19 protein-coding genes and 2 rRNA genes (1 of these 21 running past the window's edge) are annotated in these 25055 nt (G+C 46.0%); 16 read left to right on the top strand and 5 right to left on the bottom strand.

Going from position 1 to position 25055, the window contains the following annotated elements; translation table 11 throughout:
- Both HYN51_RS03470 and rrf read left to right on the top strand, forming a co-directional pair.
- A 23S ribosomal RNA gene (locus HYN51_RS03470) occupies positions 1–1494 on the top strand; it begins 1412 nt to the left of the window's first position.
- 122 nt (positions 1495–1616) lie between these two features.
- Positions 1617–1732, top strand: a 5S ribosomal RNA gene (gene rrf / locus HYN51_RS03475).
- A gap of 414 nt (positions 1733–2146) precedes the next feature.
- Here rrf and pssA read toward each other — a convergent pair.
- The 3 genes from pssA to trxC all read right to left on the bottom strand — a co-directional run bounded on the left by pssA (position 2147) and on the right by trxC (position 5003).
- The gene (gene pssA, locus HYN51_RS03480) at positions 2147–3502 is read right to left on the bottom strand and encodes a CDP-diacylglycerol--serine O-phosphatidyltransferase (protein WP_108901567.1); all 1356 of its coding nucleotides are present in this window, start codon (positions 3500–3502) and stop codon (positions 2147–2149) included.
- Between the two features lie 207 nt (positions 3503–3709).
- The gene (locus HYN51_RS03485) at positions 3710–4450 is read right to left on the bottom strand and encodes a tRNA-uridine aminocarboxypropyltransferase (RefSeq protein WP_108901568.1); all 741 of its coding nucleotides are present in this window, start codon (positions 4448–4450) and stop codon (positions 3710–3712) included.
- Positions 4451–4571: 121 nt separating this feature from the next.
- Positions 4572–5003, bottom strand: coding sequence for a thioredoxin TrxC (gene trxC / locus HYN51_RS03490; RefSeq protein WP_108901569.1), 432 nt, complete (start codon positions 5001–5003; stop codon positions 4572–4574).
- 181 nt (positions 5004–5184) lie between these two features.
- Here trxC and HYN51_RS03495 point away from each other — a divergent pair, with 181 nt between their 5' ends.
- A complete protein-coding gene (locus HYN51_RS03495; protein ID WP_108901570.1) occupies positions 5185–6228 on the top strand; it encodes a tRNA/rRNA methyltransferase in 1044 nt (347 codons plus the stop codon).
- A 76-nt stretch (positions 6229–6304) separates the two neighbouring features.
- Here the strand turns inward: HYN51_RS03495 and HYN51_RS03500 are convergent, their stop codons facing one another.
- Positions 6305–6565, bottom strand: coding sequence for a YfhL family 4Fe-4S dicluster ferredoxin (locus tag HYN51_RS03500; protein ID WP_108901571.1), 261 nt, complete (start codon positions 6563–6565; stop codon positions 6305–6307).
- A 185-nt stretch (positions 6566–6750) separates the two neighbouring features.
- Here HYN51_RS03500 and yfhb point away from each other — a divergent pair, with 185 nt between their 5' ends.
- On the top strand, positions 6751–7392 hold the full coding sequence (gene yfhb / locus HYN51_RS03505; RefSeq protein ID WP_108901572.1) for a phosphatidylglycerophosphatase C: 642 nt from the start codon (positions 6751–6753) through the stop codon (positions 7390–7392).
- Positions 7393–7441: 49 nt separating this feature from the next.
- A complete protein-coding gene (tadA, locus tag HYN51_RS03510; RefSeq protein WP_108902143.1) occupies positions 7442–7939 on the top strand; it encodes a tRNA adenosine(34) deaminase TadA in 498 nt (165 codons plus the stop codon).
- Between the two features lie 15 nt (positions 7940–7954).
- Here tadA and mltF read toward each other — a convergent pair whose 3' ends face one another.
- Positions 7955–9448, bottom strand: coding sequence for a membrane-bound lytic murein transglycosylase MltF (gene mltF, locus HYN51_RS03515; protein WP_108901573.1), 1494 nt, complete (start codon positions 9446–9448; stop codon positions 7955–7957).
- A 421-nt stretch (positions 9449–9869) separates the two neighbouring features.
- On the opposite strand from mltF, the gene purL reads away from it, so the two are divergent.
- From purL to HYN51_RS03570, 11 genes are all read left to right on the top strand, one after another.
- On the top strand, positions 9870–13760 hold the full coding sequence (gene purL / locus HYN51_RS03520) for a phosphoribosylformylglycinamidine synthase (RefSeq protein ID WP_192878469.1): 3891 nt from the start codon (positions 9870–9872) through the stop codon (positions 13758–13760).
- A 912-nt stretch (positions 13761–14672) separates the two neighbouring features.
- Positions 14673–16097: a sensor histidine kinase gene (locus tag HYN51_RS03525; protein ID WP_108901574.1), complete on the top strand. Its 1425-nt coding sequence runs from the start codon at positions 14673–14675 to the stop codon at positions 16095–16097.
- A gap of 75 nt (positions 16098–16172) precedes the next feature.
- Positions 16173–17156 (top strand): hypothetical protein, encoded by a 984-nt coding sequence (locus HYN51_RS16685; RefSeq protein WP_157952971.1) that lies wholly within the window; start codon positions 16173–16175, stop codon positions 17154–17156.
- A gap of 30 nt (positions 17157–17186) precedes the next feature.
- Positions 17187–18524 carry a two-component system response regulator GlrR gene (glrR, locus tag HYN51_RS03535; RefSeq protein ID WP_108901576.1) on the top strand — a complete coding sequence of 446 codons (1338 nt, stop codon included), beginning with the start codon at positions 17187–17189 and terminating at the stop codon, positions 18522–18524.
- 77 nt (positions 18525–18601) lie between these two features.
- Positions 18602–20221 (top strand): NAD+ synthase, encoded by a 1620-nt coding sequence (locus HYN51_RS03540; protein ID WP_108901577.1) that lies wholly within the window; start codon positions 18602–18604, stop codon positions 20219–20221.
- Positions 20222–20233: 12 nt separating this feature from the next.
- Positions 20234–20572: a nitrogen regulatory protein P-II gene (gene glnB / locus HYN51_RS03545; protein WP_108901578.1), complete on the top strand. Its 339-nt coding sequence runs from the start codon at positions 20234–20236 to the stop codon at positions 20570–20572.
- 249 nt (positions 20573–20821) lie between these two features.
- Positions 20822–22075 carry a serine hydroxymethyltransferase gene (gene glyA / locus HYN51_RS03550; RefSeq protein ID WP_108901579.1) on the top strand — a complete coding sequence of 418 codons (1254 nt, stop codon included), beginning with the start codon at positions 20822–20824 and terminating at the stop codon, positions 22073–22075.
- Positions 22076–22246: 171 nt separating this feature from the next.
- A complete protein-coding gene (locus HYN51_RS03555) occupies positions 22247–22621 on the top strand; it encodes a rhodanese-like domain-containing protein (protein ID WP_230514012.1) in 375 nt (124 codons plus the stop codon).
- An 18-nt stretch (positions 22622–22639) separates the two neighbouring features.
- Positions 22640–23278, top strand: coding sequence for a DUF1007 family protein (locus HYN51_RS03560; protein ID WP_157952972.1), 639 nt, complete (start codon positions 22640–22642; stop codon positions 23276–23278).
- Positions 23269–24276, top strand: a complete 1008-nt coding sequence (locus HYN51_RS03565) for a nickel/cobalt transporter (protein ID WP_108901581.1) — start codon at positions 23269–23271, stop codon at positions 24274–24276. Before HYN51_RS03560 ends, HYN51_RS03565 begins: the two co-directional genes overlap by 10 nt.
- Positions 24277–24306: 30 nt before the next feature.
- Positions 24307–25053 carry a glycerophosphoryl diester phosphodiesterase gene (locus tag HYN51_RS03570; protein ID WP_108901582.1) on the top strand — a complete coding sequence of 249 codons (747 nt, stop codon included), beginning with the start codon at positions 24307–24309 and terminating at the stop codon, positions 25051–25053.
- Positions 25054–25055: the final 2 nt, after the last annotated feature.

Below are 25055 nucleotides of genomic sequence, written 5' to 3' on the forward strand. Positions count from 1 at the left end.
ACTGCGAAGGGGGGACGAAGAAGGCTAGGCTATCCGGGCGACGGTTGTCCCGGTTTAAGCGTGTAGGTGGGTCGATTAGGTAAATCCGGTTGACTATTAACACTGAGGCGTGATGACGAGCCACCACGGTGGTGAAGTAGTTGATGCCCTGCTTCCAGGAAAAGCCTCTAAGCTCCAGGTAACATTAAATCGTACCCCAAACCGACACAGGTGGTCAGGTAGAGAATACTCAGGCGCTTGAGAGAACTCGGGTGAAGGAACTAGGCAAAATGGTGCCGTAACTTCGGGAGAAGGCACGCTGACGTTAGGTGAAGAGACTTGCTCTCGGAGCTGAAGTCAGTCGAAGATACCAGCTGGCTGCAACTGTTTATTAAAAACACAGCACTGTGCAAACACGAAAGTGGACGTATACGGTGTGACGCCTGCCCGGTGCTGGAAGGTTAATTGATGGGGTTAGCGTAAGCGAAGCTCTTGATCGAAGCCCCAGTAAACGGCGGCCGTAACTATAACGGTCCTAAGGTAGCGAAATTCCTTGTCGGGTAAGTTCCGACCTGCACGAATGGCGTAATGATGGCCAGGCTGTCTCCACCCGAGACTCAGTGAAATTGAACTCGCAGTGAAGATGCTGTGTACCCGCGGCAAGACGGAAAGACCCCGTGAACCTTTACTATAGCTTGACACTGAACATTGAGCCTTGATGTGTAGGATAGGTGGGAGGCTTAGAAGCGTGGACGCCAGTCTGCGTGGAGCCAACCTTGAAATACCACCCTTTAATGTTTGATGTTCTAACTTTGACCCGTTATCCGGGTTGAGGACAGTGTCTGGTGGGTAGTTTGACTGGGGCGGTCTCCTCCCAAAGAGTAACGGAGGAGCACGAAGGTTAGCTAATCACGGTCGGACATCGTGAGGTTAGTGCAATGGCATAAGCTAGCTTGACTGCGAGAGTGACGGCTCGAGCAGGTACGAAAGTAGGTCATAGTGATCCGGTGGTTCTGAATGGAAGGGCCATCGCTCAACGGATAAAAGGTACTCCGGGGATAACAGGCTGATACCGCCCAAGAGTTCATATCGACGGCGGTGTTTGGCACCTCGATGTCGGCTCATCACATCCTGGGGCTGAAGTAGGTCCCAAGGGTACGGCTGTTCGCCGTTTAAAGTGGTACGCGAGCTGGGTTTAGAACGTCGTGAGACAGTTCGGTCCCTATCTGCCGTGGGCGTTGGAAGATTGAGAGGGGTTGCTCCTAGTACGAGAGGACCGGAGTGAACGCACCACTGGTGTTCGGGTTGTCATGCCAATGGCATTGCCCGGTAGCTACGTGCGGAAAAGATAACCGCTGAAAGCATCTAAGCGGGAAACTTGCCTCGAGATGAGTCTTCCCTTGGACCTTGAGTCCACTGAAGGAACGTTAAAGACTATGACGTTGATAGGTCGGGTGTGTAAGCGTAGCGATACGTTGAGCTAACCGATACTAATGAACCGTGAGACTTAACCTTACAACACCGAAGGTGTTTTGATGAGAGAGACGAATTTAAATTTCAGCGAATGTTCAGGATTGGAATGGATGGTTGTGCGGGATAGCGATATCGGAGTACAACGGTTCATGAAACGGAATATGCCTGGCGGCGATAGCGCGGTGGTCCCACCTGACCCCATGCCGAACTCAGAAGTGAAACGCCGTAGCGCCGATGGTAGTGTGGGGCTTCCCCATGCGAGAGTAGGGAACTGCCAGGCTTTAAATTAGAGAAACCCTCAGCGAAAGCTGGGGGTTTTTTGCTTTGGTGCAGATACCGTTCGTTACTCGAGAGCGTAGGACAAACTGGCGAAACAGGTTTGAATAATGCAAAGCGTTGACCCAAAGGGCGAATGACGGCGTCATTCATAAACTACCAAGCTTTATTAAGAAGAACCTCAGTCGACAGGCTGAGGTTTTTTGCTTTATACGGACAGTGAAATACCAATCGAGACATTCAGGCGCTGGGATAATGCCGGTCAGACACTATGGGGATATGCTTTTACGACCCGAATATCCGCTGAAATTAGAGTCTAAATATAGTCCTGAAGGATAGCTACAATATAAAATGAAAATAAGCCAGAAGGTTGATTGAAGGGAAGATTAAAAGGCCCCGAATCTCGAGGCCTTAAGGATTACAGAATACGACTAATTAATTTATCGATGCGAATACGTCGTAATCGACGAATCAGCTTACGTATTTTGACTGGATAGAATTGAATACTTTGCAGTTGCTGATAGTGATTAACCACAAAAGTGTGTGCCCGAATACATTCCAACTCGCGTTGACGTGCTTCTTTCAACTCACCCCTAGGGTCGTGAATCAAAATCGCATTTTCTAGATCCAGATGCCATGCTCGTGGGTTTAGATTATTCCCCGTTATTAGCTGCCACTCACCATCAACCCACATCCCTTTCAGATGATAAGTATTATCTTCATCTTTCCATAATCGAACGGTTAACAGGCCTTGATCTACATAACGCTGTAATCGTGTAACAAAGCGGCGAAGATTGATTTCATACAGATAGGGCAGTGCCCCGATAATTTTGAACGGTTGATCTTCGGGAATATAAAAATCGTTAGCGGTTTTATCACCAACGATAATTTCGACCTGTTTACCCTGACGTAATAATGAAATGATATTTTTCACTAATGGCGCGGGTAAATTGAAATAGGGTGTACATAACGTCAGTTTATGTTCGGTACTGTTCATCAGCCGATCAATGACTTTGTTCAATGGGCTATGGCGACCTAACCCAACGAATGGGGCGACCGATAGCTCTTCATTCGTCGCACTGTTTTCAAATTCATACCCATGAACACGTAGGCTTTGTCTGAACTTTTTAATGTCGTTTTTAATTTCCTGACCGCGAGGTCGGTTTTGGCAATCTAAATTACGCACGGCTTCCGCGGGTAATAGGGACTGTTTGACATAACCTACCATGCTATCCGCTAATGCGGCATTGGTGATGAACTGATAGCGGTCATAGCGGTATTTATCGTGTCGATGCAGATAGACGTCATTGACGCTGGCACCGGTATAGGCAACGGTATTATCAATAACGCTGCCTTTTAAGTGCAGCACACCTAAGGCTTCGCGGGTATTAACCGGAACACCATAGACAGGAACCTCTACCCCAGGGTGTTGTTCAGCCATTTTGAAGTACCAGTCAGCATTGGTATTTTCAGCGGCTGCACCAATACGACCCCGTTGAGCACGATGCCAGTCTACTAATATAGCGACCTCTAACTCAGGGCGACGCATTTTGGCCTGATAAATAGCAGACAAGATATCGATACCAGCATCATCATGCTCAAGATATAGGGCAATCAGATATATGCGTTGCTCTGCGCGACTAATCGAGTCAAGTAAAGTAGAACGATAATCACCTGGCGTTGATAATATTTTAATATCATCAATCCGTTGGGAAATTTTCGGCAGTTGTGCAAGGTGTTGTTGAGATTTCTTTCGTTTAAATGATGACAACATCACAAAGCGTTCTTCTCTTGTTGGGTTACGGCAACAGGCCATAACGTGCAAATATATTATCAGTTGGATCTGGTAATACTACCACCACTCGATGGGATTGTGATTAAAAAACCACGTGAATATTGCAAATCTGTTGCTGATATAACAAATTTTCATCTAAATCAATTTCAATGTATTGATATTTAATAGTATTGTAAACTGAAAATTCTAACTTTTATCACTTTCAGAGGCTGAAAAAGCGATAAAACTTTCCAATGAGCGGTTAGCTTTACCTGCCAAGTAACGTTGACGAAAATCAGCGAAATAGCGATTCAGGCTTTCTGAAGCGTGTTGTTCTCCCGTCTGGCTCAGAATTTGAATGGCAACCTCAGCGGTGCACAGTTGTTCTTTGCGACTGGCTTCCCGCAGTTGGTAATTTGAATTCTGGTCGTTATCAATAGAAAGTACCGGGAAGCGATCCAGATAGGGGCTTTTACGAAACATTTTTCTTGCTTCTGTCCAAGTGCCGTCCAGAATAATAAATAGTGGGCGTTTGGTACTCTGTTTTTCAACCCCGGTAACCACCCGTTCGGGTAACGCATAAGCGGCTGGGAAGATTATGTAAGGCTGGTAATCAGGATTGGATAGCAGAGCCAGCAACTGAGGATCAATATTGGTGCGTGACCAGAGGAATGCTTTGGTATCGGGCAGAATGTCGGCAATCAGGCGACCCGTATTACTTGGTTTTAATGGCTCGGTATCGTACATCAATAAACAGAAGGTACTTCCGGCGATGGTAGCTGAAAAGGAATGACACAAACAGTGAATTCGTGGTAACAAACAGCGATGGCAACGAATGACTCTGCATCCTCTGGCACGAAAAGGTCGAGTGGATTGAACCAGTCGCTGATCTCTTAATTGCAATACAGCATTATCAGTAAGTTGGGAGGGTACGATATCCGAAGTCATAAGCGGTAACCTGAGCCAATCTTTCGAGGTTGACGTCGATAAATAATAAAGGGCGCATAATATCGTATTCAGCGCCCCCGGGATAATTTTTTAGCGATGTCCTCAGATTTACCGAGAAATATTAGCCATGCTTAGCTAATACTTCACTCAACCACCGGTCAAATGACGCTTTTGGAAGGGAACCGTTCAACATATCTATACGTTGTCCCTTCTTGAATACCATAATGGTAGGTATACTACGAATACCAAAACGAGCACTCAGTTCCTGTTCGGCTTCGGTGTCGACTTTTACAAAGCGGACTTCTCTTTCCCTTTCTTGAGCGACATCTTCAAAGATAGGAGCAAAGTTGACACAAGGGCCACACCACGGAGCCCAGAAGTCAACGACGACAGGAAGGTCGTCATTTAATAATGAATCAAAAGAAGCTTTGTTAGCGTTAATTACTTCGCCATCAAAAAGCTCATGTCCACAGCGGCCACATTTTGCATCTTCCTGAACGCGATCTTCAGGGATTCGATTTGTAGTCAGACAAGAAGGACAAAGGGTATTCATGCTGTTACCTCAGTGAAATTAAACATCGATTTCACTTATTATGTACAACTGGTTAACTATCAACAATGTGATTTCGTCGATAGTTACAATAGATTTAGACTTTTGGCAGATGATAGTGGCTTACCGACATAACATCAGGTAATCTGCGCGCCGGATGCGATGTGGAAGTGGAGATATAGGTATGAATGACTCTTTTAGCGGTAAGAACGGCAAAGTTAAAGTAATGTACGTCCGCGGTGACGACGACAAAGATGATAAGAACAACCGTCGCTCAGATAAAAAGCGCCCGGCAAACAGAAGTAATGAGCGGGGCGATAAAAATGCACGTTGGGGAGATAAAGATCTTCCGCATCGTCCGGTCCGTAGTGCTAATGAAAAACCACCTCGTTCCCCATGGCAGGCGAAGCTGCAAGACGTCAGCGAGCCGGAGCCTTTTGATCATGGCGGAATCAGCGGCAAGAGCCATATCGATCCAGCTCAACTGCGTCGTCAGCGTGACGAAGAGACCAAAGTGTATGGCGAAAATGCTTGTCAGGCACTGTTCCAGAGCCGTCCTGATGCTATCGTTCGTGCCTATTTTGTTCAGTCGGTTACACCTAGATTCCGAGAAGCGCTGCGCTGGATGGCTGCTAACCGCAAAGCCTATCATGTAGTTGATGAAGATGAGCTTATTCGCGTTTCTGGTACTGAGCATCACGGCGGTGTTTGTTTCCTGATTAAGAAACGCGGAGGTTTAACCGTAGCGGACTATTTAGCTAAAGCAGGGAAAAGCGATTGTGTACTGGCGTTAGAAAACGTAGGTAATCCGCATAATCTGGGCGGTATGATGCGTTCTTGTGCTCATTTTGGTGTTAAGGGCGTTCTGTTACGCGATCCGGGTATGCTTGAGTCCGGTGCAGCAATTCGTACCGCAGAAGGTGGTGCAGAACATTTAACCGCTATCGGTATTGATGATTTCCCTCAAGCGTTAGATATGTTCCGTCGGGCGGGTTACACCATTGTGACTACATCCAGCCATAAAGGAACGCCACTACCAGAGGCAGTTCTGCCAGCGAAAACGGTATTAGTGTTGGGTGAAGAACGTGATGGTCTGTCAGATGTAACCATGAAACAAAGCGATATAAGCGTGTCGATTACGGGAACAGGTAATGTCGAAAGCTTGAACGTCTCCGTGGCTACCGGTATTTTACTGGCAGAGTGGTGGCGCCAAAACGCTTCCCGCTAATAGAATAGCGACAAATACCAAGATCAAAAAAGAGCGCATAGCGCTCTTTTTTACTGCCGATAGAGATATTGATAATTTAGAGTTTATCGGCATGATGTAGCAGCACGAACTTATCCCACAGTTGTTCATTACTCTCTTTATGTGCTGGGTCATGAATAATCGTGTTATCAATCGGACAGACTTTCATGCAGGTTGGCTCATCATAATGGCCGATACATTCAGTACAAAGGTCAGGATTTATTTCATAAATCTCAGCACCCATTGCAATTGCTTGATTTGGACACTCTGGTTCGCACATGTCACAGTTGATGCATTTTTTTGTGATCAGTAAAGCCATACCATATATCTCTTAAGTTCGAGCGGGGGATTATACGCTTGCCCTACGTTGATACCAATGGTTTATTCTTTTTTTTCCGCGAAAAAAAGTGCATTAAACGGTATACTCACTTCACATGTTGCTGAATAGCTGGATGTTCGCGGGCAATAGCCCCTGCTTTTAGCCAAGATATTTTAGGAGTCAATGTGTCAGATAATCAATCACAGAAGAGGAACGTATTTTTCGATCTGGATGGGACATTGCACCAGCAGGATCTCTTTGGCAGTTTTCTTCGTTATATGATTCGTCGCTTGCCCGCCAATTTGATTATTCTGATACCTTTGTTACCGGTGATTATTTTAGGGTTGCTGATCAGCGGGCGTAATAGCCGTTGGCCAATGAGTTTGATGTTATGGGCTATAACCGCAGGACAAAACGAAGCCCGGTTGAGCTGGCTGGAACAGCAGTTTATTCAGAATTTTCGGCAAGATGTCGTACCGTTTCCCGTCGTTCAGGGGCGTTTAGCTGAATATCTGAATGATGAGAACACACAAGTATGGTTACTTACGGGGTCACCTCAGCGTCTGGTTGAAGAGGCTTATGCGGACTCTTTCTTTCTTGGGAAGGTTAATCTGGTGGGTAGCCAAATGGCTAGTCGTTATGGTGGTTGGGTTATTGATTCGCGCTGTTTAGGCAAACAGAAGGTCGTTGAACTAGAACAGCGTTTGGGTAAGCCGCTGTCACTATACAGTGGCTACAGCGACAGTATTCAAGACGATCCTGTGCTTGCCTGTTGCCAACATCGCTGGCGGGTTGATGGTCAGGGCAATCTTAAAGAGCTGGAGTAGCCATCGGTAACGATGGTCGTGATTCATATAAAAGGTAGAGTTAATGATGATGACGCATTACAGTGACGAAGACTGGATGCGCTATGCGCTGGAACTAGCTGAACGGGCCGACAGCGAAGGAGAAATCCCGGTTGGCGCAGTATTAGTTCAAGATAATCGGGTGATTGCTGAAGGTTGGAATCGTCCTATTGGTACCCACAATCCAACGGCCCATGCAGAGATTATGGTGTTACAGCAGGGCGGATTAGTACTGCAAAACTATCGGCTGTTAAATACCACGCTGTATGTCACATTAGAACCCTGTGTGATGTGTGCAGGAGCAATGGTACACAGCCGTATTCAGCGTGTGGTATATGGCGCTAGTGATTTAAAAACCGGCGCAGCCGGCTCTCTGATGGATATTTTGGGGCACCCCGGAATGAATCACCATGTTGAGGTGACCGCCGGCATATTGGCGGAAGAGTGCTCTGCAAGATTGAGTGACTTTTTTAAACGCAGACGAGAACAGATTAAGTTACAAAAAATGCTGCGACAGGGGCTCTGTTAATGACCACATCAACAGTCAGTTTTGTTCCTGAGGTATTGGCTGCTTGACTTGAAATTGATTGGGTTTAATTGCAGGATAAGATTTTCCCAGTTCAACCTCTTGCTCTGTTGTTTGTTGTGCTTTAGCCAATTGGCGATCTTTTTCCTGCAAATAGCCTTCAAGACTAAGCTGATAGCGCCGAATATTCTCAACAAACTGATAGGCTTGATAGCCACGCGCATAGCCATAGCGAGTTTTACTGTAATATTGTTTTTGCGTCAGCATAGTCAGGCGCTTTTTAACGTCCACCCAACTGTCCGGATTCCCTCCTTGTTGTGCCGTCAGGCTTCTGGCATCGAGCATATGGGCATATCCCATATTATAGGCAATCAGAGCAAACCAGATTTTTTCTTCTTCAGAAACGCTATCCGGAATTTTTTCCATCAGCTGCTCCAGATAAATCAGTCCTCCTCGGATGCTTTGTTCAGGATCCAGACGGTCGGTAACACCCAATGAGTCAGCGGTACTTCGGGTCAGCATCATAATACCGCGTACACCCGTTGCTGAGGTTGCGGTTGGGTTCCAGTGGGATTCCTGATAGGCAATGGCTGCGGCCAGACGCCAATCTATCCCTTTTGCATATTTCTCGAATAAAGGATTCAGATTGGGAAGCGTGTTCTCAATAGCATTCAAAAAGGTTTGGGTGTCGACATAATCAAATTCACCAACATGGCCCAGATATTTCTCTTCCAGTTTTGCCAGAGAACCATCTTCATTAATTTGATTGAAGAAGTTCAGCATGGCTGCGTCTAGGCTGTTATCCTCAGTTTTACGCACGTACCACATTACCGGCTCTTCTTCCGTGATGTCGAAGGCAACAGCCAGATTAGGATAAACTCGCTGGATCATGGCAATAGTGACCGAGTCGGCGATGGTATAATCCAATTTACCATCGGCTACCTGCTTTAACAGATCAACGGGAGAATCGGATGGGGTTGCATCCCAACTAAGGTTTGGATATTTGCTTTTTTTAAGCTGATGCAATGTAGAAATGCTGGCAGCACCTGCCACGACCGTTAACCGACCTTTAATATTGGCCAGTGATTGAGGTTTTGGCGTATTTTGGCGATAAACCAACTGTTGTGAAACAGAATAGTAGGCTGGGCCTACATTCAGGTTTTTCATACGATCAGGGTTAAAGATCAGCCCTGCCGCTAGCATATCGGTTTCACCACTTTCTAGCTGAGTAAACAGGCTGCTAACGTTGTGTTCGGTTTCAATATTTAATTTAACACCAATATACTCGGCAAATAACTTAGCCAACTCATAGTCAAGACCGTCAATTCCGGTACTACTTTGATAGTAGTAGGGAGTAACGTTGAGAGTGGCGACATTGAGTACGCCTCGTTGCTTAATTTTCTGTAATTGGGTGTTGTTATCGCCGCGCCATTGGAGCGTTGGCCACATGGCCAACGCCAGTAGCAGTGTTACAACACCAATAAACAGATAGTTAATCTTTAATGGCTTCAAATAACGTTCTCTAAATCAAGTGAATTTTTTGCTGAATACGAATAGAGTTAAACATTCATGGGCTTTGAAATCACTCTAGTTTGGGTTATCTCGTACAGCTGCTTATCGTTTGATAATAAATGGAATTCTCAGTTAATTTCACATCAGGAAAAGGATAAGCCTGAATTTATAGACAGGCATTCTGCTTAACTAAAGGCAACATAGCAAACACTATGTTTCATTGGATTCGTTATTCGGGCTAAAAATAATAGCTACGCAAACGGTTTCGTCATTGCGTTTGATTCTCTATAATAGGCGCAGTTTTTTCCGCTTAAGCCTTAGAGGTCATCACAATAGGCGATTTTCCGGGGTGTTAATGAAGGTAAAACCGGTTGTGATGAAAGTACCTATTGTGATGGCCTCTTTAGACCAGAGAAATTCTATTATGGAAATTTTGCGTGGTTCTCCTGCGTTATCTGCTTTTCGTATCAATAAGTTACTGACAGTTTGTCAGAGTCTCCACCTGCCGATTGGCGACATTTATGCTGAATATGTGCACTTTGCGGACTTGATCACACCATTGTCAGAAGATGGGCTGACGAAGTTAAAACGGTTGCTGAAATATGGTCCATCACTGGCAGAACATGAACCACACGGTCGATTGTTACTGGTGACGCCAAGACCAGGAACCATCTCACCCTGGGCATCAAAAGCGACAGATATTGCACATAACTGCGGGTTGTCACAGATCCACCGTTTGGAGCGAGGTATAGCCTACTATATTCAGGCTGAAAATCTTTCTGAGTCGCAATGGCATATTTTGTCCGGTTTACTACACGATCGGATGATGGAATGCGTGTTTACGGAGCCTCAGCAGGCGCAAGCGTTGTTTTCTCAGCATCAGCCAGCCCCATTTGTGGTGGTTGATGTACTCACCGAAGGTCGAGAGGCGTTGGAGAAGGCTAATGAAAAGCTGGGGCTGGCATTGGCACCTGATGAAATTGACTATCTGCTGGATGCCTTTACTGGCTTACAGCGCAATCCAACTGATATTGAACTGTATATGTTCGCTCAGGCCAACTCTGAGCACTGTCGGCATAAAATTTTTAATGCCGACTGGGTGATTGATGGTAAAACACAGCCAAAATCGCTGTTTAAAATGATTAAGAATACCTATGAGCAGACGCCGGATTACGTTTTGTCTGCTTATAAAGATAATGCCGCAGTCATGGAAGGCTCAGAGGTTGGGCGCTTCTTTGCTAAACCTGACAGTGGCGTTTATGACTACCATCAGGAAGCCGCTCATATTCTGATGAAGGTAGAAACTCACAACCACCCAACAGCCATTTCACCGTGGCCAGGCGCGGCAACAGGTTCTGGCGGTGAGATTCGTGATGAGGGGGCGACCGGTCGCGGCGCTAAACCCAAAGCGGGGCTGGTTGGTTTTTCGGTTTCAAACCTGCGTATTCCTGGTTTTGAACAACCATGGGAACAAGACTTCGGTAAACCAGATCGTATTGTTAACGCGCTGGATATTATGACCGACGGGCCGCTGGGCGGCGCTGCTTTTAATAACGAATTTGGTCGGCCTGCATTATTGGGTTATTTCCGTACTTATGAGGCGCGAGTGAACAGCCATAATGGCTTAGAGCTACGCGGTTACCATAAGCCCATTATGTTAGCTGGGGGCATTGGTAACATTCGCGCCGATCACGTACAAAAGGGTGAAATTACCGTTGGCGCCAAACTGATCGTGCTGGGTGGGCCAGCGATGAATATCGGTCTTGGTGGTGGCGCGGCTTCTTCAATGGCGTCTGGCCAGTCTGATGCAGATCTGGATTTTGCTTCAGTACAGCGTGATAACCCGGAAATGGAGCGTCGCTGTCAGGAAGTGATAGACCGTTGTTGGCAGTTAGGTGATGACAACCCGATTCTGTTTATTCATGACGTTGGTGCCGGTGGTTTATCCAATGCGATGCCTGAATTAGTCAGCGATGGAAATCGTGGCGGTAAGTTTGAACTACGCGATATTCTCAATGATGAACCAGGAATGAGCCCGTTAGAGGTTTGGTGTAACGAATCTCAGGAACGTTATGTTCTGGCGGTAGCGCCAGAAAAATTAGCGTTATTTGAGAGCCTGTGCCACCGTGAGCGCGCGCCTTATACCGTGATTGGTGAAGCAACGAAAGAGAAACACCTTACCCTTCACGATCGTCATTTCGACAATGACCCTATCAATCTACCGTTAGACCTCCTGTTGGGTAAAACACCGAAAATGGTTCGGGATGTCAAAACCTTGAATACCCGGTCTCAACCGCTAGCAAAAGCAGATATTTCACTGGAAGAAGCAGTTAATCGCGTATTGCATTTGCCAACGGTGGCAGAGAAAACCTTCTTGATCACCATCGGTGATCGCTCAGTAACCGGTATGGTTGCCCGTGACCAAATGGTTGGCCCGTGGCAAATTCCGGTTGCGGATTGTGCTGTGACCACCGCCAGCTATGACAGCTACTATGGTGAAGCCATGTCTTTAGGAGAAAGAGCACCGGTTGCGTTACTGGATTTTGCTGCCTCAGCTCGTCTGGCGGTAGGGGAAGCGCTAACCAATATTGCTGCAACTCAAATTGGTGAACTGAAGCGGATTAAACTCTCCGCTAACTGGATGGCTGCTGCGGGTCATCCGGGAGAAGATGCCGGTCTCTATGCTGCAGTAAAAGCCGTTGGTGAGGAGCTGTGTCCCGCGTTAGGTATCACTATTCCAGTAGGTAAAGATTCGATGTCGATGAAAACCCGCTGGCAGCAACAGGGCGAAACTGTGGAGATGACATCTCCACTTTCTCTGGTGATTACTGCTTTTGCTCGGGTGGAAGATGTCCGTAGTACGGTTACTCCACAACTGCATATTGGGAAAGATAATGCATTGCTGCTTATTGATCTGGGTGAAGGTCGAAATGGGTTGGGTGCGACAGCATTAGCTCAGGTATATCGCCAATTGGGCGATCGACCAGCAGACGTGCACAGCGCAGATAAGCTGGCCGCTTTCTTTAATGCGATGCAGGCGCTGGTTGCCAGTCGTTTACTTCTGGCTTATCACGACCGCTCTGATGGGGGATTAGTGGTAACTCTGGCGGAAATGGCATTTGCTGGTCATTGTGGGTTAAAGGTCGATCTACAGTCGCTGGATAGCGATATGTTATCCGTGCTGTTTAATGAAGAGCTGGGTGCGGTTATTCAGGTTTCTCAAGATAAGCTAACAGACGTGAAGGCTTGCCTAGCTTCGTTCGGATTAACGGATTGTGTACATCATATTGGATGTGCCGTGTCGGGCGATGAGATAGAGATTCGTTATGGTGAGACACCAGTATATAAACAAAGCCGCCAAACACTACGGCTGTGGTGGGCTGAAACAACATGGCAAATGCAACGCCTGCGCGATAATCCAGACTGCGCTGATATGGAACATCAGGCAAAAAAACAGGCGAATGATCCGGGTTTAAATGTCAATCTGAGCTTCGATCCTAAAGATGATATTGCAGCTCCTTATATTGCTAAACAAGCGCGACCTCGGGTTGCGGTGTTGCGTGAGCAAGGGGTGAATTCTCACGTTGAGATGGCCGCTGCTTTCCATCGTGCAGGGTTTGATGCTGTTGACGTGCATATGAGTGATTTACTGTCAGGACGCATTCAATTGGATAGTTTCCATACCTTAGTCGCCTGTGGTGGCTTCTCTTACGGTGATGTATTGGGTGCAGGTGAAGGGTGGGCGAAATCGGTACTGTTTAATAACCGGGTGCGCGATCAGTTTGATGCTTTTTTCAATCGTCAGGATACGCTCTCTCTTGGCGTATGTAATGGCTGCCAGATGATGTCTAATCTGAGTGAGTTGATTCCCGGCTCTGAACACTGGCCGCGTTTTGTACGTAATCTATCAGAACGTTTTGAAGCGCGTTTCAGTTTGGTGGAAGTGACCCGCAGTCCATCATTGCTGTTGCAGGGCATGGAAGGTTCACGCTTACCGATTGTAGTTTCTCATGGTGAAGGGCGGGTTGAAGTGCGTGATACGCAACATCTGGCGGCGTTAGACCAATCAGGGTTTGTCTCTATGCGGTATGTGGATAATTTCGGTCAGGTTACCGAGAACTATCCGGCAAACCCGAATGGTTCACCGAAAGGAATCACGGCCATCACGAATCGGGATGGCCGTATTACGGTCATGATGCCACACCCTGAGCGCGTTTTCCGTACGGTTAGTCATTCCTGGCATCCCGTCGAGTGGGGTGAAGATGGGCCATGGATGCGGTTATTCCGTAATGCGCGGAAACAGCTTGGTTAATCACACATTATTAATTAAAAAGGCGACGGAAGTCGCCTTTTTAATTAAATGATAAATAAAGAATTTATTTTCATTGTTGGTAAATGAAGACAATCGGCCTAATAGTGTGTCTCAAATAAGAGACATTTAAGATATTGATTTTATTATCCAATAAAAGAGAGGCGGAACAGTGTCGGTTTTTAGAGACAGATCGAGCAGGTATTCACTTTATGGATAACGCCACTCAATTGTTCAATTAGTATAATAAAAATAAAATTAATTAATTATCAATATGTTGATTTTTATTTTTAAAATATGGCACGCTATGTGCATTACCTTGTACGTCGCTCATTCATCTTTTTATGTCAGAACACAATTTGTGGTGCTACATAAGCCTTAGAATGATGCCAAAGCCATGGTACCTATCGTCTACCAACCCGATATTCACTGCTTCGGCAGCTTATCAAACATCAGACGACACGTTGAGTGAGGTGCCAGCCTGTGTCAGGTTGTGATGAACCTTCTGTTATAAACAGCACTTCATCAATTATTGACACATATGGATGTTATTCGTCAGGTCTATCGATGTCAGGTTATACCTCCATCACTCAGAAGACGAAAACTCAGGACATCCACGTATTTCTCCCGAAGGATGTTTCCCATCCTTCGGGAACTCACGCACCAAAAGTAGACGAAATTCGTTAGGCACTTACCATTCTTGGTTAAGTGCTTTTTTTTTGGCTGCGATACGGTAGAGGAACAGCTTAACGCAGAAAAGCTTGAAAACTGTTTTTGAGTTATTATGCCGCTAATGGACAAATGCATAACAACCCGGATGTAAGAAAATCTTTGATGAAATAGGTTAAAGCGCTATTTTCTGCCATCAGGGTTAGTTAGCATCGTTATCGATTGATTTATCGTGAGAGTATTAGGTTGAAAAATTTGAGCCGTTTTCCTCATTCCCTTCGTCAACTGGTATTACTGGCATTCTTGCTGGTGCTATTGCCATTGCTGATTTTGGCCTATCAAGCCTATAAGAGTTTGGATTTACTGAGTGAGCAGGCAGCAGATATTAACAACACGACCCTAAAAGATGCACGACGTAGTGAAGCGATGACTAACCTAGCGTTAAGTATGGAGCGTAGCTATCGGCAATATTGTGTACTGGGTGATAAAACGCTGGAAACGCTCTACCTCAACCAACGTCAGCAATATGCTGAAATGCTGGATATGCATGCAGCCATTATTCCCGATCAAAACTATTATAAAACCCTCAAGCAACAACAGACAGGGCTGGCGGAAATTCACTGTAAGAATAGTGGGCCAAATGAAGAGTCATCAATTTTGTTGGAACAGTTTTCCAAAGCAAATGCGGATATGGTTCAGGCTACGCGATCTATTATTTTCTCTCGTGGTGAAAAATTACAGCAAGCGATTGCGGATAAAGGCTACTTTTTCGGGCAACAGGCGCTGTTACTTTTCTTACTGAGCGTGTTTTTGGTTTTCCTGTTTACCCGTATGATTATCGGGCCAGTAAAGCGAGTTGAGCGTATGATTAACCGCTTGGGGGAAGGGAAGTCTCTGAGTAGCCTCACTGCATTTAAAGGCCCACGGGAGATCCAGTCGCTCGCTCAACGTATTGTTTGGCTGAGTGAACGCCTTTCATGGCTGGAATCACAGCGTCATGAATTCTTGCGGCATATATCTCATGAACTGAAAACACCGCTTGCTAGCATGCGTGAAGGTACGGAATTATTACTCGACCAAGTTGTTGGGCCATTAACCGACGATCAAAAAGAAGTTGTGTCTATACTGGATAACAGCAGCCGACATTTACAGCAACTGATTGAACAATTGCTGGACTACAACCGCAACCAGACAGATGTACGTACCGAAAAAGAACATATTGATCTACAGATTATGGCTTCAGCGGTGATTTCCGCCCATAGTTTGCCTGCACGGGCTAAACTTATGCGCACGGAATGTCAGTTAGCACTGAGCCATTGTTGGGCAGAATCGGTGTTATTAATGCGTGTTCTTGATAATCTCTATTCCAATGCAGTGCACTATGGTGCGGAATCCGGTACCATTTGGGTTATTAGTCGTCAGGTTGGGCAATCTATTCAAATAGATATCGCCAATACTGGAGAAAAAATTCTGCCCCAAGAGAAAACGATGCTGTTTGAGCCGTTTTATCAGGGGAGCCGCCAGAGAAAAGGGGCGGTAAAAGGCAGTGGCTTAGGATTGAGCATTGCCCGTGATTGTATCCGCCAGATGGACGGTGAATTGTGGCTGGTCGATGTAGACTATGCCGATGTGTGCTTTCGAATTGAACTACCGTTAACCGCTGAGAAGTAATGCATAATGCCTAAAAGGTTTACCAAACAAGATTCAAATTATCATTCTGCGCTTAGCCCGGAGAACGCCGCTGGGATGACAGCGCGATGGCGGAAGGCTCGGGCGCTTTCTGCTTTTATTGTGCCTGTTATGTTGGCCGGATGTAGCTATTCGTCGTTTACTGAAAGCGTCGCAGGTGAAATCCGATATGAAACACCAAATCGTAAAGTTAGTGATTATTCACGGGTTAGTTGTGACGGTGATATATGGAAAGCACAGGATAATGAAACTTATGCCAACTCGCTGTATTGGCTACGTTTGATTACCTGTTCGCAGGCAATTCCGGCGACTCAGGCTCAGGCTCAATCTGGAGAATATGAAACGACAATCTGGGATGGCGTTATGAAACGAGCTGTCTTGTTATCCCGGGGGGAGGTCAATAATTCAGAACGCCGTCGTTCACTGGAACAGCTAAAGAATTTCCGCTCTATGTATCCGGATACGGTCTATTCTCTGATTCAGATCTGGGTTGATGAGCAGTCGATGGAGCTTAGCCTGTCGGATGAAAGAGCTCGCCATCAGCGCCAAAAAGAAAATAATGATACACAAATGGATGCGCTGCACGCTCAGTTACAGGATACCAAACGCCAGCTTCATGAGATGACACGCAAGCTGGAAAACCTGACAGATATTGAACGTCAGCTCTCATCACGTAAGAATCTTCCGGCTGATAGTGCTATCGGTAGCGCATCAAAAACCGAACCTGCATCGGCCATTATTCCGCCACCTCCAGCGGTGGCTGAGAAGCCAGCAGGGGCAACTCATTCAGAAACTCAAAAAATAGCGCCTGATGCTAAGCCCGCAATAAATGAAAAGGCGGTTGAGCCAGCAAAACCTGCATCGGAAACTAAGCCACCCGTGAGTGATAAACCTACGGAACCTGCAAAGATTGCCGCGCCAACTGCGAATAAACCCGCAGCGTCTCAGGATAAAGCAGAAAAAGAGAGTGCAAAACCAGCACAGCCACCGGCAACAACTGCTCCGGCTAAAGTAGATACTCCAGCAGCAGAGAAAAAATAGACCAGCCGTTATTAAAGGAGTTTAGTTGATATGACATCGCGTAAGCCTGCCAATTTGTTACTGGTTGATGACGATCCCAGCCTATTAAAATTACTGGGGATGCGTTTAACCAGCGAAGGTTTCAATGTCACAACGGCAGAGAGTGGACAAGAAGCACTACGTCGTTTAGGCCGTGAACAGATAGATCTGGTTATCAGCGATCTGCGTATGGATGAAATGGACGGCATGGCGCTGTTTAACGAGGTACAAAAGCATCAACCAGGCATGCCGGTCATTATTCTTACCGCTCATGGTTCTATTCCTGATGCGGTTGCTGCGACGCAACAAGGGGTCTTTAGTTTCCTGACTAAACCCGTGGATCGTGATGCATTGTATAAAGCCATTGATGATGCTTTAGTCATGAAAGTCCCGGCAGGTGATGAAAGCTGGCGTGAAAATATTGTGACTCGCAGTCCGCTGATGTTACGACTGCTTGAACAAGCCAAAATGGTCGCGCAGTCTGATGTTAGCGTGCTGATTAATGGCCTGAGTGGAACCGGTAAAGAGGTTTTGGCCAAAGCGATACATAGCACCAGCCCACGAGGAAATAAACCATTTATTGCTATTAACTGTGGCGCATTACCGGAACAGCTACTGGAGTCAGAGTTATTCGGACATGCCAAAGGGGCGTTTACCGGCGCGGTAAGTAGCCGTGATGGTCTGTTTCAGGCGGCGACTGGCGGCACACTGTTTCTGGATGAAATTGGTGATATGCCGTTACCGTTGCAGGTAAAACTGCTACGGGTATTACAGGAACGTAAAGTGCGTCCATTAGGCAGCAATCGCGATCTGGATATTGACGTACGGATTATTTCGGCGACTCACCGTGATTTGCCGAAAGCGATGGCGAAAGGGGAGTTCCGTGAAGATCTCTACTATCGATTGAACGTGGTTACACTAAAAATTCCCGCGCTAAATGAACGGGCTGAAGATATTCCTCTGTTAGCAGATCATCTGTTACGCGAGTCTGCGAAACGCCATAAGCCTTTTGTACGTAGTTTTTCGACCGATGCAATGAAACGTTTGATGGCCGCCAGTTGGCCGGGCAATGTACGCCAATTGGTCAACGTTATTGAGCAATGCGTCGCGCTGACCAGCACACCGGTTATCAATGAAGCATTGGTTCAACAGGCTTTGGATGGTGAAAATACGGCATTGCCAACTTTTGTAGAAGCGCGTAATCAGTTTGAACTACTTTATTTACGCAAGCTTTTGCAGATGACCAAAGGTAATGTTACTCATGCCGCCCGCATGGCGGGACGAAACCGAACTGAATTTTATAAATTGTTGTCTCGCCACGAATTAGATGCGAACGATTTTAAAGAGTAGCGTTTAATTTTTTTTAATCCGGGCGACAGTCATTTATACTGCTGCCTTTGTAACCTGATAGCGAACAGTGAATTGATATGAGCAAAGCTCTCTCTATCGCATTAGCGCAGTTAAATTGGTTGGTTGGTGATATTGAAAGTAACACTAACCGAATGCTACAAACCATCAGCGAGCAACAGCAGGCGGGAGCCGATCTGGTGATGTTTTCTGAGTTGGCCTTGACCGGTTATCCACCGGAAGATTTGCTTTATCGTGACGATCTCTATCAGCGTTGTGATGAACAATTAGCCCGGCTACAGGCGGCTTCCTCTGAGACGGCGGTTATTGTTGGGCATCCATGGCGGGACAATGGGCATTTATATAATGCTCTTTCTATGTTCTGGCAGGGAAATCTGGTGACTCGTTATTACAAGCAGCAACTACCCAACTATGGCGTATTTGATGAGAAACGTTATTTCAGCGCTGATGACAGAACCTGTTGCATCGAATTTAAAGGTTACCGCATTGGCTTACTGATTTGCGAAGACTTGTGGTTTAACGGCCCGGTTGATGCGCTGAAAGCGGCTAATGTTGATATGATCCTGTCAATTAACGCTTCGCCTTATAACCGTGAAAAGCCTTATATCCGTAACCAATTACTGGCTGAACATTGTCATCGTACTCACTTACCGCTGGTGTATTTGAATCAGGTTGGTGGTCAGGATGAGCTGATTTTTGATGGCTGCTCGAAGGTTTTCGATGCCACTGGCAATATGACGCACAAACTGGCGGCATTCAAAGAGCAGACACAGTTGGTTAAATTTAACGGTTATCATATTGAATCAATGGTGCTGCCATCGCAGCCATCAGAACTGTCGCTGATTTATGATGCGTTGGTATTAGCGGTGCGCGATTATGCCAGCAAGAATGGCTTTAAAGGGGCGATTCTTGGTTTATCCGGCGGTATTGATTCTGCCTTGACACTGGCGATTGCCGTTGATGCATTGGGCAAAGATAAAGTTCAAGCTGTGATGATGCCTTTCCGCTATACCGCAGAAATCAGTATTGCAGATGCACGAGAAGAGGCGGAAATATTGGGCGTTGAGTTTGATATCATCTCTATTGAACCGATTTTTGATGCCTTCATGACTCAACTGGCACCGATGTTTGTTAATACGCGTCGTGATACCACCGAAGAGAACCTGCAGGCGCGCTGCCGCGGCGTTATTTTGATGGGGTTATCGAATAAACGTGGTAGCTTGGTGTTGACTACCGGAAATAAAAGTGAAATCGCTGTAGGGTATTCAACGCTTTATGGCGATATGGCTGGCGGTTTCGATGTATTAAAAGATGTACCAAAAACGCTGGTGTTCAAGCTATCGGAATATCGTAATACTCGTTCTCCGGTGATCCCTCAGCGGGTGATTGATCGTCCACCTTCTGCGGAACTGGCCCCCGATCAGAAAGATGAAGATAGTCTGCCGCCTTATCCGGTGCTGGATAAGATCCTCGATGGCTATGTGGAACGGGATATGTCCGTAGACCAATTGGTGGCTGAAGGCTTTGATGAGGCGATTGTGCGTAAGGTTATTCGTCTGGTTGATATTAATGAGTATAAGCGTCGGCAGTCACCGGTAGGTCCGAGGATTACTGCACGTAACTTTGGCAAAGATCGGCGTTATCCGATCACTTCCGGCTTTGGCCGTAAAAACTGGTAAGGGATTGATTTAATGAAAAAAATTGACGCTATCATTAAGCCATTTAAGTTAGATGATGTTCGAGAAGCACTGGCGGAAGTGGGTATTACCGGTATGACGGTAACGGAAGTGAAAGGCTTTGGTCGTCAGAAAGGGCATACTGAACTGTATCGTGGCGCTGAATATATGGTGGATTTTCTACCAAAAGTGAAAATTGAAATTGTTGTTGCCGACGATATTGTTGATACCTGTGTTGAAACTATTATGAATACCGCCCAAACGGGTAAAATTGGTGACGGTAAGATTTTTGTATTTGATGTTGCTCGCGTGGTACGTATTCGTACCGGCGAGCAAGACGAAGACGCTATCTGATTCCCCTTCCTTTTTAGGCCGTTGCTTGTAAAGACAACGGCTTATTCATCTTTTTATAGCTCGCAGTTTACAATATCGTATGTGGACCAAAATGCTCGATAGCCGTTTTTTCTTAATTGAATGAAAAGCAATCGATTGCTTAAAAACCTCAATTTGGGTCTATTTAACAAGATGAAAACATATTACACTGGTTCAATGTTGTAATTAGTTACACCTTTACCAGTTGATTAGCTTACTCAGGAGATGCGGATGTTAAAGCGAGACATGAATATTGCCGATTATGATGTCGAATTATGGCAGGCCATACAAAAAGAAAATGTTCGCCAAGAAGAGCATATCGAGTTGATAGCTTCTGAAAACTACACCAGCCCGCGCGTCATGCAGGCTCAGGGAACTCAATTAACCAATAAATATGCCGAAGGGTATCCTGGTAAGCGTTATTACGGTGGTTGTGAGTATGTTGATATTGTTGAGCAGTTAGCTATCGATCGGGCCAAAGCGCTGTTTGGGGCTGACTATGCCAACGTTCAACCGCACTCTGGTTCTCAGGCTAACTCTGCGGTTTACATGGCATTACTGAATCCGGGAGATACTGTTCTGGGGATGAACTTGGCTCATGGTGGTCACCTGACTCACGGTTCTCCGGTTAACTTCTCCGGTAAGTTATACAACATCGTACCTTACGGTATTGATGAAAGCGGTCAAATTGATTATGACGATCTGGCTCGTCAGGCTGAAATCCACAAACCCAAAATGATCATTGGTGGTTTCTCCGCCTATTCCGGTATTGTTGACTGGGCAAAAATGCGTGAAATCGCAGACAAAATTGGTGCTTACCTGTTTGTTGATATGGCTCACGTTGCGGGTCTGATTGCTGCGGATGTCTATCCAAACCCGGTTCCTCATGCGCATGTGGTCACTACCACCACGCACAAAACGCTGGCTGGCCCTCGCGGTGGTTTGATCTTAGCCAAGGGCGGAGATGAAGAGCTGTATAAAAAACTAAACTCAGCCGTATTCCCTGGCGGTCAGGGCGGCCCATTAATGCATGTGATCGCAGCAAAAGCGGTAGCGCTAAAAGAGGCAATGGAGCCTGAGTTTAAAACTTACCAGCAGCAGGTGGCTAAAAACGCCAAAGAGATGGTGGAAGTATTTAAATCTCGCGGATATAAGATTGTTTCTGGCGGAACTCAAAACCATCTGATGCTGCTGGATCTGGTTGATAAAGATATTACCGGTAAAGATGCCGATGCTGCTTTAGGCAGAGCCAACATCACGGTAAATAAAAACAGCGTACCAAACGATCCAAGAAGCCCGTTTGTTACTTCAGGCGTCCGTTTGGGTACTCCTGCGGTGACTCGGCGTGGCTTTAAAGAAGCAGAAGTTCGCCAATTGGCTGGTTGGATTTGTGATGTGCTGGACAATATCAATGATGAAGCCACCATTGCCGCAGTGAAAGCGAAAGTTCTGGATATATGTAAACGCCATCCGGTTTACGCCTAGTTGCGTCAACAGCCATGACGCTGATTTTCATATATCGTGATAATTAGCGTCAGGAGCGACTCTGTTAATTACAGGCACTATATCGATATATAGCGCCTGTTTTTTTACTGGCAATCGTCACGACAGACACTGATAATCTACAGTGTATTTATGATAACCAAGGAGAAGTGTGTGAAAAAGCATAACCCAGGTTTTGAACAGTTGTGTGAAGCTGCGCGTAAAAATGTACATGAAGTCAGTATCCAGCAAGTAAAAGAGATGATGGATAAGGGAACAATCCCTCTGGTTCTGGACGTTCGTGAAGAGAGTGAGTTTCATAAAGACCATATTCCCAACGCAAAGCATCTGGGTCGTGGCATTTTAGAACGTGATATTGAAACCGTTGTTCCTGATAAAGCGACACCATTAGTATTGTATTGCGGCGGTGGCTATCGTTCTGCGTTGGCGGCAGAAAGTATCCAAAAGATGGGTTATACCAACGTGCTTTCAATGGATGGGGGATACCGTGGCTGGAATGAGGCCAACTATCCGTTGGTAAAAGAGTAATCTATTAAGCAAATCCTCATGGCACTGATAACTCGAACCCTGCTGTTTGTCATGATGTGCCTGCTGAGTCCATTAGCGGGCGCTCATCCCCATAGCTTTATTGATATTGATTCAAGCTTAGTTATCCAAAAACAGGAGCTGGTCGGTGTTCGTATGGTATGGGAGATGGACGAACTGACATCGGCAGAATTACTGCTGGATGCGGCCATGGCAAAAGATTCACCTACGGTTTGGCAAAGTATGGCGGATGAGCTAATGGAAAATACGCGTAATCAGCTCTACTTCAGCTATATGAAATCCAACGGTAAGCCGGTTCAGTTTGCCGAAAAGGCGGATAACTACTCGCTGTCACGACACGGTAATAAAGCCGTATTTACCTTTGTTCTGCCAATAGCCAATCCAATTCCGTTGAAAAATAGCACCATCACGCTGTCAACTTATGAACAAAGCTACTATGTGGATATGCGCTATCCGTCAGAAAAGTCAATTCATCTGCCTGATGACATCACTGGAATATGTAGCGTTAAGTTAACCTCGCCCAAACCGGATGTTTCTTTGATGGCTTATGCCAACTCGCTAGATAAAAATGATTCACCGGGAGAAGATATGATGTTGGGTAGTAAATTTGCCCAAATCGTGACGTTGAAATGCCATTAATAAAGCGTAAACCCAATAATTTCTCTGGCCGTTTTTGGCCTCTATACCTTTGCCTGATTATTCTTGTATTGCTGGCTGCGCTGGTTTGGTTAAAGTGGCCAGACTTTCTATTACAAAGCTCTGTTTGGCAAAAGCAACTGCATCAACAACTGGTTTCATTGTTACAGCAGGTTAAGCAATTTCCGCTGGAAAGCGGCGGCATGCTGATGTTATTCAGCTTTATCTACGGCGTACTTCATTCCGCCGGGCCGGGGCACGGCAAGGTGATTATCACCGCCTATCTCGCGACTCATCCCTTGAAACTGCGGGCCAGCCTGTTATTAACTTTAGCGGCTTCGTTGGTACAGGGCGTGGTGGCAATTTTGCTGGTTACCGTGGTGCTTTCACTATTTCAGCTTTCAACCCGAACCATTCATCAAAGTAATTTCTGGATGGAGAAGGGCAGCTATTTGCTGATTGTGTTGGTGGGAGGCATTCTTTGCTGCCGAGCTATACGGCAATTGAGTCGTATGGCAAAACAAAAATCTGCACCACAAATGATTAAAATAAATTCTCTGACACCGCTGGAACTCGGACATGTGCATAGTGCCAACTGTGGATGTGGTCATCGTCATTTACCTACCGCCGATGAGTTGGAGGTTTCCGGTGGATGGAAAACCAATCTAGCGATTATTCTTTCTATTGGTATTCGCCCTTGTTCTGGCGCAATTCTGGTATTACTGTTTTCTAAAGTGATTGATGCTTATCCGTGGGGAATAGCCGCAGCGATGGTGATGGCGCTGGGTACTGCCACAACCATCTCTCTGCTAGCGCTGTTTGTTCATTATGCTCGACGGCTAGCGGAAAAAGTGACGGCAACCCGCCAGCGCCCTGAATGGAGCAAGGTGGCGCTTATTTCTTTTTCATTATTCGGTGGTGTGATGCTGATTCTGTTTGGCTTGGTTCTGTATTATGGTGTGTCGCCAGCGGTATCCGGTGGATTACGCTATTTTGGGTGATGGTATTCGAGTTTATTCACGGGAAATATTATGAGAACTATTTTCGCCCATCGGGGCGTGTCATCACTGGCGCCAGAAAATACCTTATCTGCCATTAAGCTATGTACTGACTATCAGGTGCGCTGGTTTGAGTGTGATATTGATATTCTTCACGACGGCACCATTGTACTGTTTCATGACTCCACTCTCGATCGCTGTACCAACCGTTCCGGTTCGCTGTTTGCATTAAATCGGCAAGACTTGGATCAGATTGATGCCGGAAACTGGTTTGGTGATGAATATCGCGACGAACGCATTCCTACTCTGGAACAGCTGATAGCGATGATGAACCAGTATCAGCTAAACGCCAATATTGAAATCAAATCCGGTGATGTCAGTGCAGAAGCCAGCCATCGTTTGCTGGCAGGATTAGATCGAGCGTTAAATCAGCTTGATGACGGGCGGGAATATATTATTTCTAGCTTCAATCCAATGCTGTTGGCGGAGTTTAAGCGATTACGACCTCAGGCTCGAGTCGCTTGCCTGTTTGAAACCCATACGCTAAACGATGATTGGCATATGATTATGGAATGGACAGGAGCGGAGTGTATTCATCCTCAAAATGAAGGGCTGACTCAACAGCAGGTACAGCTGTTTAAAAGTAAAGGCTATCAGGTCAATGTCTGGACGGTTAACACCAAAGATCGCGCCAATCAGCTGTTTAACTGGGGGGTGGATGGCATCTTCACCGATTTTCCGCAGCACTTACCCAAATATTCACAGCTCAATGACGTATAGAT

This window comes from Limnobaculum parvum, assembly GCF_003096015.2.
Classification (GTDB): Bacteria; Pseudomonadota; Gammaproteobacteria; order Enterobacterales; family Enterobacteriaceae; genus Limnobaculum; species Limnobaculum parvum.

What these genes read in the sequence shown, in the direction of transcription:
- glyA (WP_108901579.1), top strand. Translation starts at nt 20,822, where the DNA reads ATGTTAAAGCGAGACATGAATATTGCCGATTATGATGTCGAATTATGG.
- glrR (WP_108901576.1), top strand. Translation starts at nt 17,187, where the DNA reads ATGACATCGCGTAAGCCTGCCAATTTGTTACTGGTTGATGACGATCCC.
- HYN51_RS16685 (WP_157952971.1), top strand. Translation starts at nt 16,173, where the DNA reads ATGACAGCGCGATGGCGGAAGGCTCGGGCGCTTTCTGCTTTTATTGTG.
- HYN51_RS03500 (WP_108901571.1), bottom strand. Translation starts at nt 6,565, where the DNA reads ATGGCTTTACTGATCACAAAAAAATGCATCAACTGTGACATGTGCGAA.
- HYN51_RS03565 (WP_108901581.1), top strand. Translation starts at nt 23,269, where the DNA reads ATGCCATTAATAAAGCGTAAACCCAATAATTTCTCTGGCCGTTTTTGG.
- HYN51_RS03560 (WP_157952972.1), top strand. Translation starts at nt 22,640, where the DNA reads ATGGCACTGATAACTCGAACCCTGCTGTTTGTCATGATGTGCCTGCTG.
- HYN51_RS03495 (WP_108901570.1), top strand. Translation starts at nt 5,185, where the DNA reads ATGAATGACTCTTTTAGCGGTAAGAACGGCAAAGTTAAAGTAATGTAC.
- pssA (WP_108901567.1), bottom strand. Translation starts at nt 3,502, where the DNA reads ATGTTGTCATCATTTAAACGAAAGAAATCTCAACAACACCTTGCACAA.
- HYN51_RS03540 (WP_108901577.1), top strand. Translation starts at nt 18,602, where the DNA reads ATGAGCAAAGCTCTCTCTATCGCATTAGCGCAGTTAAATTGGTTGGTT.
- tadA (WP_108902143.1), top strand. Translation starts at nt 7,442, where the DNA reads ATGACGCATTACAGTGACGAAGACTGGATGCGCTATGCGCTGGAACTA.
- HYN51_RS03485 (WP_108901568.1), bottom strand. Translation starts at nt 4,450, where the DNA reads ATGACTTCGGATATCGTACCCTCCCAACTTACTGATAATGCTGTATTG.
- glnB (WP_108901578.1), top strand. Translation starts at nt 20,234, where the DNA reads ATGAAAAAAATTGACGCTATCATTAAGCCATTTAAGTTAGATGATGTT.
- HYN51_RS03570 (WP_108901582.1), top strand. Translation starts at nt 24,307, where the DNA reads ATGAGAACTATTTTCGCCCATCGGGGCGTGTCATCACTGGCGCCAGAA.
- trxC (WP_108901569.1), bottom strand. Translation starts at nt 5,003, where the DNA reads ATGAATACCCTTTGTCCTTCTTGTCTGACTACAAATCGAATCCCTGAA.